The organism is Kaistella sp. SH40-3, from assembly GCF_030686865.1.
Classification (GTDB): domain Bacteria; phylum Bacteroidota; class Bacteroidia; order Flavobacteriales; family Weeksellaceae; genus Kaistella.
The window spans coordinates 338275-352225 of the sequence record NZ_JAQYUS010000001.1 but is presented as its reverse complement, the minus strand read 5'-3'; the positions used below and the strand labels follow the sequence as shown (position 1 = coordinate 352225).

Annotated in this window: 11 protein-coding genes; 7 read left to right on the top strand and 4 right to left on the bottom strand. The window is 35.1% G+C overall.

The window, feature by feature from the left end; genetic code table 11:
* Positions 1–9 precede the first annotated feature (9 nt).
* The 4 genes from pgi to lon all read right to left on the bottom strand — a co-directional run bounded on the left by pgi (position 10) and on the right by lon (position 6403).
* Positions 10–1650 carry a glucose-6-phosphate isomerase gene (pgi, locus tag PUH65_RS01535; RefSeq protein ID WP_305518092.1) on the bottom strand — a complete coding sequence of 547 codons (1641 nt, stop codon included), beginning with the start codon at positions 1648–1650 and terminating at the stop codon, positions 10–12.
* Positions 1651–1766: 116 nt separating this feature from the next.
* Entirely contained in the window at positions 1767–2681 is a 915-nt protein-coding gene (locus PUH65_RS01530; protein ID WP_305518091.1) for a DUF4349 domain-containing protein, read from the bottom strand.
* A 131-nt stretch (positions 2682–2812) separates the two neighbouring features.
* Positions 2813–3922: an AI-2E family transporter gene (locus PUH65_RS01525; RefSeq protein WP_305518090.1), complete on the bottom strand. Its 1110-nt coding sequence runs from the start codon at positions 3920–3922 to the stop codon at positions 2813–2815.
* Between the two features lie 75 nt (positions 3923–3997).
* Positions 3998–6403: an endopeptidase La gene (gene lon, locus PUH65_RS01520; RefSeq protein ID WP_305518411.1), complete on the bottom strand. Its 2406-nt coding sequence runs from the start codon at positions 6401–6403 to the stop codon at positions 3998–4000.
* 237 nt (positions 6404–6640) lie between these two features.
* On the opposite strand from lon, the gene PUH65_RS01515 reads away from it, so the two are divergent.
* From PUH65_RS01515 to PUH65_RS01485, 7 genes are all read left to right on the top strand, one after another.
* A complete protein-coding gene (locus PUH65_RS01515; RefSeq protein WP_305518089.1) occupies positions 6641–8785 on the top strand; it encodes a peptidylprolyl isomerase in 2145 nt (714 codons plus the stop codon).
* A gap of 122 nt (positions 8786–8907) precedes the next feature.
* Entirely contained in the window at positions 8908–9858 is a 951-nt protein-coding gene (locus PUH65_RS01510; RefSeq protein WP_305518088.1) for an MlaD family protein, read from the top strand.
* A gap of 11 nt (positions 9859–9869) precedes the next feature.
* A complete protein-coding gene (locus PUH65_RS01505; protein WP_305518087.1) occupies positions 9870–11201 on the top strand; it encodes a (Fe-S)-binding protein in 1332 nt (443 codons plus the stop codon).
* Between the two features lie 50 nt (positions 11202–11251).
* Entirely contained in the window at positions 11252–12034 is a 783-nt protein-coding gene (locus PUH65_RS01500; protein WP_305518086.1) for a (Fe-S)-binding protein, read from the top strand.
* A gap of 11 nt (positions 12035–12045) precedes the next feature.
* The gene (locus PUH65_RS01495) at positions 12046–12210 is read left to right on the top strand and encodes a hypothetical protein (protein ID WP_305518085.1); all 165 of its coding nucleotides are present in this window, start codon (positions 12046–12048) and stop codon (positions 12208–12210) included.
* The gene (locus tag PUH65_RS01490) at positions 12200–12691 is read left to right on the top strand and encodes a hypothetical protein (RefSeq protein ID WP_305518084.1); all 492 of its coding nucleotides are present in this window, start codon (positions 12200–12202) and stop codon (positions 12689–12691) included. Before PUH65_RS01495 ends, PUH65_RS01490 begins: the two co-directional genes overlap by 11 nt.
* 99 nt (positions 12692–12790) lie before the next feature.
* On the top strand, positions 12791–13930 hold the full coding sequence (locus PUH65_RS01485; protein WP_305518083.1) for a glycosyltransferase family 4 protein: 1140 nt from the start codon (positions 12791–12793) through the stop codon (positions 13928–13930).
* Positions 13931–13951 lie beyond the last annotated feature (21 nt).

Genomic DNA, 13951 nt, shown 5'->3' with positions numbered 1-13951 from the left:
ATTTTAGATTTACTTTTTCTCCTGATAATAATTGATCAATCCATTGGTAGAAGAGTCATGAGAGGTTACCGGTTCTGAATTTTTTAATTCTGCTAAAACTTTTCCTGCCAAAACCTTTCCTAACTCTACGCCAAACTGATCGAAACTGAAAATATTCCAGATGATTCCCTGAACAAAGATTTTATGTTCGTATAATGCGATTAGTTGCCCTAATGAATAAGGAGTTAATTCATTGAATAATAAGGAGTTTGTCGGTGTATTTCCGTGGAAGACTTTGTAGTTGACCAATCGGTTTACTTCCTCTTCTGAAAGTCCGGTTTTCTCTAATTCTGCTCTTGCTTCTTCCTCGGTTTTTCCAAAAGCCAATGCTTCTGTTTGGGCAAAAAAGTTCGCCAACAGTTTATCCTGATGATCAGAAACCACGTTGCAGGATTTGGCATAAGCAATAAAATCTGCCGGAATTAATTCGGTTCCCTGGTGAATCAACTGATAGAAAGCGTGTTGACCGTTCGTTCCCGGTTCTCCCCAAATAATTGGTCCGGTTTCATATTCTACAAATTCACCATTTCTATCCACACATTTTCCGTTACTTTCCATATCTCCCTGTTGAAGATAAGCGGCAAAACGATCTAGGTATTGCGAGTAAGGAAGAATTGCATACGTTCCAGCATCGAAAAAGTTTCGGTACCAAATTCCCGTAAGCGCCATGATCACTGGAACGTTTTCTGTAAAATCTGCCGTTTGAAAATGAACGTCAGTTTCGTGCGCTCCTTTTAATAATTGTTCAAAATTTTCATAACCTACGGAAAGTACGATGCTTAAACCGATTGCGCTCCAAAGAGAATATCTTCCGCCAACCCAATCCCAAAATTCGAAGATGTTTTCTTCCGCAATTCCGAATTTTTTCACCGCTTCAATATTCGTAGAAAGTGCCACGAAATGTTTGGCTACATCTTCCTGTTTTCCGGCTTTCAAAAACCAATCTTTCGCAGATTCTGCGTTGGTCATTGTTTCCTGAGTCGTAAATGTTTTAGAAGCGATAATGAAAAGGGTCGTTTCTGGATTTAAGTTTTTAGTGACTTCGGCGATGTGATTTCCATCAACATTAGAAACGAAATGAAGATCCAGTCTTGTTTTAAAATGTTTCAAAGCAGAACAAACCATTACTGGTCCTAAATCTGATCCGCCAATTCCGATATTGACAACATCGGTAATTTCTTTTCCTGAAAAACCTTTGTGTTCACCGGAAATAATTTTTTCCGAAAAAGTTTTCATCTGGTTCAAAACCCTTTTAATTCCCGGTTTTATATTATCGCCATCGACCAAAATTTCTTTGTCTGAAAAATCTCTTAACGCTGTGTGAAGAACTGCTCTTCCTTCTGTTTCATTAATTTTCTCTCCAGAAAACATGGCTTTAATTGCAGATTTTAAATCGCATTCTTCGGCTAAATTTTGCAAAAGGTCAAAAGTCTTTTTATCGATTAAGTTTTTAGAATAATCGAAAAGATAATCTTGTCTTTTAACTGAAAATTGATTGAAACGTTCTGGATTATATTGAAATAAAGTGCGCAGTTCAAAATCGTTTTGAGCAAATTGTTCTTGTAGATTTTTCCAGGCGTTGGTTTGGGTAGGATTTATTTTAGGTAACATTTTAAAAATTTTTAAATGAAAGATTTAGATAGTAGAAGTTTTAAAATCCCAGCAAATTTACGGAAAAATAAAACCTCCGAGAAAATTACGGAGGTTGATTTTAAAGTGGTGTTTTTTTAGGAATTAGAATCTGGATTTTCCAATTTAAGTATGCTTTTTCTTCTTCTGAAAAAATAAAGTACGATTGAGCCGATCAATAATATTGGCCAAATCACGACCATAGCAATTACGAGTTTCTGAATCAAATAAAAGCCTTCCACAAAAGCGTTTTTTATATCGTAGAAAAAATTGAATTTGTATTTATTATCAATGTTTGTGGTATTTATAACCGCGATTTCAGCGATGCGAAGTTTGGGTTCTTTTAAATAAATGTCTACCGTACTGTATTTCAGATTATCCGTCATTTCTAAGGTGGCGACTTTTTGGTAATTCCCTTCAGAATTATTTTCGTCATTCATTTTCACCTTGTCTTTATTGGTTTTTAGTTGAGAAATATTTCCTGCAGTTTTCTCATTCCTTTTGGCTTCGAGTTCAGCAAGTTTTATATTGGCGGTTACCTCTTCAGCGGTAATGTTTCTGGAATTTAGAAATAGTTTTTTATCATTAATGAAAGTTAAGAACGCTCCCAACTTTTCCGTGGGAACGCGGACTTCCATATTGTTTTCGGTTTGAAATTTTCGAACCAGTGTTGCGTTTTCATCAGAAGTGTTGAAGGTGTCTTCGGAAACAATCTGAGAATTTAATCGGCTTGAAGTCACAAAACCGCCTAAATCCTGTAAATGTTTTTCAATGGAAATAGTGGCGTCATAAACATCTTTAACTTCCATATTTATATCGCCGGACTTGATGAACTGCTTATCTTTAACCTGTAATGTTGCGACCGAGGAAATACTGTCGGAAATTTCTGAAGTCGTAGTTTGGTCGATGGCATTTGATTTTTCATAATCACCAAAAGTTTCTGTCTTATTGCAAGAAAAAATCGTTGCTAAAAGTAAAGAACCAATGACGATGTTAAATGTTGGAGATTTCATAACGGATTTTTTTATTGATTAATTAAATCAAATGTCCGTCTGAATTTTTTGTAAAGTTTGTAAATGAATTTTATACTTCTTGTAAAATCAATTTGCAATACAAATCACTGATAATTAGAAAACTAATTGATTTATTCTTTTTCTTCGATTGTAATTTTCTTGGTGATTTTATATTTTCGCCGTGTTTTATTAAGTTTGCTTTCTTCGCCCAAAACTTTTCCCCAAGGTTGTAAACCTTCCACTCTTTCAAAAATAATTTTTAAAATCGCTAAAAAAGGAATACTTAAAAACATACCTGAAATTCCCCATAATTCTTCCCCAATCAAAAGTCCAATGAAAGTAAATAGCGCATTGATTTTCACTTTAGATCCCACGACAAGAGGAAGTGTAATATTTCCGTCGATTGCATGAGTCACGAGATATCCGATCAAAACGAAAAGCGTGTGTTGTCCGCCAGTGGCGAAAGAAATTAAGCAGGCAATTAAACACGAAAATATAATTCCGATATAAGGAATCACATTAAGTAATCCCGTTAAAACACCTAACAGAATTGCATATTTCACGCCCAATACGGAGAGTAAAACACTGGTAAAGATGCTAACAATAATGATTTGAATGAATAATCCCGAAATATATTCTTTAATAATTTTTTGAATTTCCATAATTCCTTCATTTACTTTTTCAAAATGTTGGTTCTGAAATATCGAAATAGTAAATTGATAAAGAATTCTTCGGTAGTTTAAAATGAAAATAAAAAATAAAGCGCTGAACAGGAAAAATGCCATTGTTGACGAAAACATGGAAACGGTAAATCCTAAAATAAGCCCTGTGGATGACAGTAGTTTTTCTAACGCCTGATTGATATAGGACATCTGCTTATCAAAATTCACATGGAAATTTTGAGAAACCCAAATTTGTAATTGGGTAAATGATTTAGAAACCTGGGCCTTTAAAACAGGAAAGTCATTTGCAAAATCACTAAGTTGTGTGGAGAAAAAATAAACCAATCCAGACAAAACCACCATCATAATTAAAAAAGATGAAAAGGTAGAAATGGTTCTAGCAAACCGAAGTTTTCTCTCTAAAAAATTAGCAAAGGGAAGAAATAAAAGCGCCATTAAAATCGAAAAAAAGAGTGGTGCCAAAACACCTTTGCCGATTTTCGCCAAATATCCCAAAGCCAAAATGCTGATGAGCACCAAAGGAAGTCTTAAAATAAATGGAAGTTTAATTTCTTTCATGACACAAAATAACGATAATTTTTCTTTTTTTAATAAAAAAACGCTTCAAAATGAATTGAAGCGTTTCTAAGTTTATTATTTTTCGATTGCCAAATCAATCACTTCGCTCATTCGCTGTACATAATTGATTTTTAAATTTTTAAGATAATCTTTTTTGATTTCCTCAACATCTTTTCGGTTGGCTTCACAAAGAATGATTTCTTTAATTCCGGCTCTGGCGGCGGCGAGAAGTTTTTCTTTGATCCCGCCTACCGGAAGAACTTTTCCTCTTAAAGTAATTTCGCCCGTCATTGCCAAATGAGATTTTACCTTCTTGTTTTTGAAACTCGACACGATAGACGTCAACATTGCGATTCCGGCAGAAGGGCCATCTTTCGGTGTTGCACCTTCCGGAACGTGAACGTGAATATTATTTTTCTGAATATCTTCAGACGGAATTCCCAATTCTTTATGTTTGGCTTTAATGTATTCTAGAGCAATCGTAGCCGATTCTTTCATCACATTTCCGAGGTTTCCAGTCATGGTTAAGTTTCCTTTACCTTCACTCAAAATACTTTCGATAAAAAGAATATCACCACCAACCTGAGTCCACGCTAAACCGGTTACAACACCGGGAACTCCTGTGATTTCAGACAAACTTTTCGGACGCGGAACTCCTAAAATCTCATCCACTTTTGCAATGGTGATTTTTGGATCGTATTCTTTTTCCATCGCGGTTTGCAAAGCAACCCATCTTGCAATGGAAGCGATTTGTTTTTCTAAACCACGAACGCCGCTTTCAGAAGTGTGTGCATCGATAATATGCGTCAATTCAGCATTTCCAAGTTTAAAAGATTTGGAGTCTAAACCGTTTTCTTCCTGTTGTTTTTTTAGAAGATGGCGTTTTGCAATTTCTACTTTTTCTTCTAAAGTATAACCCGCAATCTCGATGATTTCCATACGATCCAATAGTGGTCTTTGAACCGTTGAAAGTGAATTCGCTGTTGCAATAAACATGACTTTCGACAAATCGTAACCCAACTCCAAAAAGTTATCGTAGAAAGAGTTATTCTGTTCAGGATCCAAAACTTCTAATAGGGCAGAACTTGGATCACCATGAATTCCCTGTCCGATTTTATCAATTTCATCTAAAACAATAACCGGATTGCTGGTTCCTGCTTTTTTAATGGACTGAAGAATTCGTCCGGCCATCGCACCGATATAAGTTTTGCGGTGACCACGGATTTCAGATTCATCATGAAGTCCGCCTAATGAAACGCGGATGTATTTTCTGCCTAAGGAATCAGCAATCGATTTCCCCAATGATGTTTTACCAACTCCCGGAGGACCAACTAAACATAAAATCGGAGATTTCATATTGTTCTTCAGTTTCAGAACCGCCATGTGTTCCAGGATTCTTTTCTTAATGTCTTCTAAGCCGTAATGCGCTTTATCCAAAACTTTTTCGGCTTTGATGATATCGAAAACATCTTTCGAATATTTCTCCCAAGGTAATTCTGTAAAGAAATCCAAATAGTTTCTTTGAACATTATAATCCGGGGAATTTGGGTTTTGTCTTTGAAGACGGTTAATTTCTTTTTTGAAATGCTCTTCAACTTCAGCATTCCACTTTATTTTTTTTACTTTTTCCAAAAACTCTTCAACATCAGATTCGGGGCCGCCGCCCAACTCTTCCTGAATGGTTCTTATCTGTTGATTCAGAAAATATTCTCTCTGCTGTTTGTCAAGATCTTTTGATGTTTTATTGTGAATCTGACTTCGCAATTCTAATTTGCGATATTCATCATGCATTAAAAGATAACATTTTTCGGCACGAATCATTAAACTTTTTTCTTCTAACAATTTTTGCTTTTCGTTCGGGGAAAAATTACCATTAGAACAGATAAAGTTCAGCAAGTCTTCATTGTCAGAAATGTTTTTAACAGCAAAAGTAGCAGCGTTCGGAATATTCGGATCGATGTCAATAATTTTCAGCGCCAAAGCTTTCACATTTTCCAGCAATGCCTCATACTCCTCTTTTTTCTTGGTCGAAGTGTCTTTTAGTTTAGTAACTTCTGCTTTGAAATAAGGTTTTGTACTGGTAAACTGTTTTACTTTAAATCTTTGGAAACCTCTGGTAATAGCGGTAATGTTGCCTTCCGGAAGTTTAATTATTTTAATGATTTTCGCCAAAGTTCCAACTTGAAACAAATCCTCGGTTGTAGGGTTTTCAATACTGGAATTATTTTGGGCCAGAATTCCAATGTATTCGTTATTCCGTTGTGCCTCTTCTAAAAGTTTAATCGACATTTCTCTACCCGCGGTAATCGGGATAATAACTTTGGGAAACATGACCATATTCCTAACCGGCAAGATTGGGAAAATAGTTTGCTCATTATTTTCATCGGCATCCATCATGTCCGAAATATTAATTTCTTCAGATAAAATACTGAAGCCGTCGTCTAAAATTTCATCAAAGTTGATGTTTTCAAATTCTGTCATAGTATGTTGTAATGACAAATTGTCATTTTTTTATAAATAATTAAAGGTGATTCCGTACAATTCTCCTGAAAAGTGCGGATGTTAAGAATGTTTGTATAAATTCACAAGCACTGTGCCAAGCAAAAATTTAGACAAAATTGGCACCATAAAAAAAGCGATTTTAAATAAGTGTACAAATTTTTTTCTAATCTGTTAAAAATGTGTATTTTCGCAAACTGATAAAATTATACAAAAAAGATGGCAATTTTAGGACAAATAAGAAACAGACCGTGGCTTTTGATGGGAATTATTGCAATAGCAATGTTGGCCTTCGTAGTGAATCCAGATAGTCTAGAGAAACTATTCGGCGCAGAACCAGGAGTTTACGGTAAAGTTAATGGTGAGGAGATTTCTAAAGAGGATTTCGATGATCAACTTTTCATGCTTCAGCAACAAGCCCAACAGCAAGGCCAACCTACCAAAGGTTTGGAGGAGCAAGCGTGGCAAATGATGGTGCAGTCTAAACTCATCAAACAACAGTTTGAAAAAATGGGTCTGACTTTAACAGAAGATATGTTCTGGAATCAATTGCAGTTTGATCCTATGTTTGCACAAAATAAAGAAAATTTTGACGAGAAAGGTAATTTCAAAGTTCAGGAGATTAAAGGTCAAGTGGAACAAATGAAAGGAACCAACATGGAGATGTATAACAATTGGTTGAAAACGAGAAAAGCAATTGAGTACAGAATGATGGCAAGACAACTTTTTGCTAATGTTTCTACAGGAATTACTGCAAGCAAAAAAGAAGTAGAGGAAATCATGAAGCAAAGAGATCAAGTTGCAAATATTGATTTTGTGAAAATTGACTATACTGAATATGCTCAGAAAAATCCAGTTAAAGTAACGACTCAGGATTTGTCTGATTATATTAAAAAGCACCCAATAATGTTCAAAAGAGATGCGAGCAGAAATTTGGGACTTGTTTATTTTCCTGCAGCAGCAAGCCCGGAAGATGAAGCGGCAACACAAAAAGAAATTAATAAATTATTTACAGAAGGAAGTGATCTAACCGGAAAAGAAACTTTCCAGAATACCAAGAACGATTCCATGTTTATCGCCTTGAATTCTGATTTGCCTTTTAATCCGACTTATTTTTCAAAAGATCAATTGCCGTTGGCAATAAGAGATAAAGTGGCTACTGCTAATATCGGTGAGACTTTCGGACCTTATAAAGAACAAAACTTTTATGTAGCCTCTAAATTAATAGATAAGAAAGCCTCAGATTCTACGCTTTCACGTCATATCTTGGTTTCTTATAAAGGAAATGAAGCTGGCGGCGATGCGACAAGAACTAAAGAACAAGCGAAGAAATTGGCAGATTCAATTGGTGCTGCTGTAAAAGCAGATCCAGCGAAGTTTACAGAGTTTTTAAAATATTCATCTGATCCTGGTTCAGCAGGACAAGGTGGAAGTGTAGGTTGGACAACACCTGCAACACCATTCGTCCCTGAATATTTAAAATTCTTAGCAACTAACGGAAAAGGAGCAACTGGCGTGGTTGAAACTCAATACGGATATCATATCATCAACATTGAAGATAAAAAATCTGGAGCGATGACTTATAAAGTAGCCAACTTGGTGAAAACCATTAAGTCTTCAGATAAAACAGAAAACCAAGTTTATACAAAAGCGACAAAGTTTATTCAGCAAGTTCAAGGGAAAAGTTTTAATGATTTTGCTAATCTTGCCAAGAAAAGCAACTATAATTTTTCTAATCCAACAGAAGTTGGAAGATTCCAAGGTCAACTTCCAGGTTTAGGAACTGATAAAGATGATGAAATAATCGCTTGGGCTTTCAACAAGAAAAGAGAAAAAGGAGATACAGATATTTTCACTGTAGATGGAACTGGTGATAGAATTATTGCCTATGTTAACGGCATTCAAGATGCTGGTTTAGCAGATCCAGAAGCGGTAAGAAGTCAAATTGAGCCAATTGTTAAAAACAAATTAATGGCTAAGCAAATTGTTGATAAAATTACAGCAGCGAAAGCGACTGGTCTAGATCAAATTGCGAAACAATTTGCAGTTACCAAACAATCTGCACAAGTGAATTTATTGAGCCCACAAGTAAATGGAGCAATGGAACCTAGAGTTGCAGGAGCAGCATTTGGTGTGGCAAAAAACAAATTGTCTAATCCTGTTGAAGGAATGACTGGCGTTTATGTAGTTTTGAAAAAATCTGAAACAATCAACAAACAGCCAGGTGACCTTAAACAAATGACAGAAGCAATTGCAGGACAAAATGCTCAACAATTTGGTCAGTCATTGTTGAAGAGTTTACAAGACAATGCCAAGATAAAAGATTACAGAATAGAAATCTATAATCGAGTTTCACAGCAGTAATTTTATTTAAAATAATTGATTAAAGCGACTTTTAAAAGTCGCTTTTTTGTTTTCAAGATACTAGCTTTTGCAACCAGTTTATTTAAAATGTATTATATTTGTCAACTAAAATTTAAAGAAAAGTGAAATTCACAAAAGAAATAAAAGCAGGACTTATCGCACTTTTAGCAATTATTGGATTTGTATTTTTATTCCAGTTTATGAAAGGTAAAAGTCTCTTCACAACTGATAATATTTTCTTCGCAAAGTTTGATAATGTTGAAGGTTTAGCAGCATCTAATCCAGTATCCATAAATGGATTGAAAGTTGGGCAGGTTGATAAAATTATTCCGATTACCGAAAAAGACGGCAAAATTCATTTTGTTGTAAAAGTAATTATTGATGATAATTTTGTTTTTTCGAAAAAATCTACGTTAGAGATTTTTGAACCTGGATTAATGTCGGGAAAAGAAATGCGATTGAACTTGCAATACGGAAATCCAATGGCGAAAGATGGAGATACCTTGTCTGGTAGTTTCCAACTTTCGATGATGAATAATATTTCGTCGCAAGTTGGTCCCGTAAAAGATCAGTTGCAGACCGTGTTGAAAAGAGTAGACTCATTAACTAATAATGCCAATAAAATTTTCGACGATCAAAACCGTGCAGAAATTCGTGCCTTGTTGAGTAACTTAAACAGAACTGTCGCATCATTCGAGGGGACTTCAAGACAAACCAATGCGCTTTTGGCAAATAATGACCCACGTGTTCAGAAAGTTTTAGATAACGCCAATCTTGCCACTTTAAGTGCGAAATCGACCATCGATAAATATGGCCGTGTTGCTGATGAAGTTGATGTTCAGAAGTTAAATAATACGATCGATAAGTTAAGTCTTACTGCAGATAAATTGAACGGTATTATCTCTGGCATACAAAACGGCGAAGGAAGTCTTGGTAAACTCGCAAAAGATGAGCAACTTTACAATAATCTAAATCAAACTGCTGATAATATGAATAAGTTGGTAGAAGATTTAAAAGCAAACCCGAAAAAATATCTGAATTTCTCAGTTTTCGGAAAGAATAACAAAGACTAAAACCATTCAATATGCAGTATATTGACAATATTATTTTCTTCATCGCCCTGGTTGCAGGGTTTGGGCTTTTTTTTAAAAGTTTGAAGGAAATCCACCGCAACATAAAACTTGGTAAAGAAAGCAATCGCTCAGATCAAAAAGCAAAACGCTGGGAAACCATGTCGAAAGTCGCTCTTGGCCAAAGTAAAATGGGAAAGCGACCTATTGCTGGGTTTTTCCATGTGATTGTATATGTTGGATTTGTTATTATCAATATCGAGTTGCTCGAAATTATTGTTGATGGAATCTTCGGAACCCACCGATTTTTAGCAAGCGTTTTCGGGAATTCTTTATATGGAGTTTTTACTGCAACTTTAGAAATTTTAGCCATACTCGTTGTAATTGCCGTTGTCGTTTTCTTTATCAGAAGAAATTTCTACGGAGTTAAACGATTAACCATGAAGGAACTTTTTGGTTGGCCGAAACATGATGCGAACTGGATTTTAATTATAGAGTTTGCTTTAATGGTTGCTTTCTTAACCATGAATGCTTCAGACTGGGTTTTACAGCAAAGAGAAGTTCTGGCTGCTCATGGCAGTTTCCCAATTTCGTCCAATTTATTAGGTCCAATATTTCAGAACTTCGGTGATGGGGCTTTAATTTATACTGAAAGAGGAGCGTGGTGGTTTCACTTTATCGGGATTCTATTCTTCATGAATTACCTTTATTATTCAAAACATCTTCATATTATTTTGGCTTTCCCAAATACGTGGTTTGCTAATTTAGAACCGAAAGGGAAATTCAATAATTTAGATTCTGTCACTGCAGAAATTAAGTTAATGATGGATCCAAATGCCGATCCTTACGCAGCAGCGCCAGACGCAGATCCGAACGCAGTTCCTGAAAAATTTGGAGCAAGTGATATTTTTGATTTAAAGCAAGTTCAACTACTCAATGCTTATTCATGTACAGAATGTGGTCGTTGCACCGCAGTTTGTCCTGCAAATATTACCGGTAAAAAATTGTCTCCACGTAAAATCATGATGGACACCCGTGACCGAATTGAAGAAGTAGGAAAGAACATTAATAAAAATGGAAAATTCGTAGATGACGGTAAAAAGTTATTAGACGATCATATTCAAAGAGAAGAACTTTGGGCTTGTACCACTTGTAATGCTTGTGTAGAAGCATGCCCTATTTTGATTGACCCGCTTTCTATTATTGTAGAAATGCGTAGATTTTTGGTGATGGAGCAATCTGCTGCACCACAGGAACTCAATCAGATGATGACCAATATTGAAAATAATGCCGCGCCTTGGCAGTATAACCAAGCAGATCGCTTGAATTGGGCAAATGAAAATTAATATAATAATCATTGGTAAATTGTTCCATTGATAAATTGGTAAATTAAAACATGGATTTCACTATAAAAACAATGGCAGAATATGCTGCCGAAGGAAAAATGCCAGAGGTTCTATTTTTCGTAGGATGTATGGGAAGTTTTGATGATCGTGCAAAAAAAGTGACCAAATCGTTATGTAAAATTTTGCATAATGTTGGGGTAGAATTTGCAGTTCTTGGTCAGGAAGAATCTTGCAACGGTGATCCTGCAAAGCGTGCTGGTAACGAATTCATTTTCCAAATGATGGCGCATACCAATATCGAAATCATGAATGGTTATGGCGTGAAGAAAATCGTAACCGCTTGTCCGCATTGTTTTAACATTATTAAAAATGAATATCCGGGATTAGGTGGGAACTATGAAGTTCTTCACCATACTCAATTCCTTAGAAAATTAATGGAAGAAGGTCGTCTGAAAATTGAAGGCGGAACTTTTAAAGGTAAGAAAATCATCTTCCACGATCCATGTTATTTAGGAAGAGGAAACGGAGAATATGAAGCACCAAGACAACTTCTGCAAAAGTTAGATGCCGAATTGGTCGAAATGAAACGTTGCAAATCCAACGGATTATGCTGTGGAGCCGGTGGCGCACAAATGTTTAAAGAACCGGAAAAAGGGAATAAAGACATCAACGTTGAAAGAACTGAAGAAGCATTAAGCGAAAGCCCAAATATTATCGCAACTGGTTGCCCATTCTGTAATACGATGATGACCGATGGGGTAAAATATTTCAATAATACTGAAGTTTCGGTAAAAGATATCGCAGAACTTTTAGCAGAAGCCGACGATTTATAATGAATAAAAAGATGCCTTATTTTCTAATGATTGCAGGTTTGTTTTTATTAATTTTAAACCTTTGGTCAGCAGATTTTGAACGTTCTAAAATAAATTTTTTTAGCGCTGGAGCAAGTCTTTTAATGATAGTATACGGAATTTTTGAATTAACAAAGAAGCAGAAAAATGAAAATTGAAGAATCAACAATAGTTGAAACTAATGATTATCGGGTAATTATTTATCCAGCCTCAAGAACTTTCACGCCGAAAGAAAGCAAAGTTATTACTGAAAAATTATATGATTTTTTAGCAACTTGGGCAGCGCACGGTAAACCACTTTCATCTTCATTTAAAATTGAAAAAAATCAATTCATCATCGTTTGTGTTGATGAAGATGTAGAAGCCGCATCTGGTTGCTCAATCGATGCCTTAGGCGGTGTAATCAAAGAAATAGAAGCAGAGTTTCAGTTAGGTTTATTTGACCGAATGAAAGCGACTTTCGTAGAAAATGGCGAAGTGAAAACTTTGAAATTGCAGGATTTCAGAAGCGGTTTAAAATCGGGTGAAATCTCAAAAGAAATTGAAGTTTATGACTTTTCGAAAAATACTTATGTTGCTTTTCTAAGCGATTTCCTTTTGCCTTTAAGAAGAAGTTGGGCTGGGATTTATGTAGATTAAATTTATTTTTTTAAAATATCTAAACCCTTTGAGTATAATACTTAAAGGGTTTTTTGTTGCTCTTAATTAAAACCGTATTTTTGTTTATTAAGTTGATCAATGCGCTACAAAATTCTTTTTATTTCATCCTGGTTTCCCAACAAACTAGAGCCGACCAATGGTAATTTTGTACAACGACATGCCGAATCGGTTTCTCACCTTCATGATGTAGAAATTCTACATGTTATCGGTGATTCAGCCCAAAAATTGACTTATCTTTTCGATGATCAAGTGATTAATGGAATCAAAACATTAATTGTTTATTACAAAAATTCTAAAAATCCAGTTCTGAATTTTATCCGTCGAATGAAAGCCTACCAGCAAGGTTTTTTGCGTTTACAGAAACCAGATTTGGTGCATGCCAACGTTCTTCATAACAACATGCTGTTTGCGGTTTATCTGAAGAGGAAGTTCAAAATACCATTTGTGATTACTGAACATTGGTCTGGTTTTCTGAAAATGAATCGAAATCAACTTTCGAAATCTCAACTTTTTGTTGCAAAAACCATTGCGAATAATGCTGAATTCGTTTTGCCAGTAAGCCAATATCTTTCAAACGATTTACAGGAATTAGGATGGAAAACAAAATTTGAAGTTGTAGGAAATGTAGTAGATACAAATTTGTTTGTAGTGAAATTAAATTCTGGAAAACCATTTAAGTTTCTGCATATTTCTAATTTAATCCAAATTAAAAATCCAGAAAAGATTATTGTTTCAGCCTTAAAGTTGCGCGCTGTGTTTCACAATTTCGAATTGCATATTGGTGGTGACGGTGATGTGGAAAAATTGAACGAACTCATTAGGAGTAATATGGCTGAAAATTTCATTAAAACCTTTCCAATGCTGACTTTAAATGAAGTTGCAGAAAAAATGAGCGACAGTAATTGTTTTATTTTGTTCAGTAATTATGAAAATTTTCCTTGTGTCCTTTTAGAATCACTTTCTACTGGAACACCGGCAATTGCTACGAAAGTTGGTGGTATTCCCGAAATTATCAATGACAAAAACGGCTTGCTCATTTCAAATTCTGAAGAGGAATTATACGAAGCCATGAAAAATGTTTTAGAACATAAGGTGCATTTTGACGAGCCGGAGAAATTGCATGAATTTGTAGAGGAGAATTTTTCTACTAACATAATTTCGCAAAAATTTGATAAAATTTATCGGCAGATTTTATTTAAGGAAAAGATGATTTCCTAAAAAACTCTGTAATTTCAAATT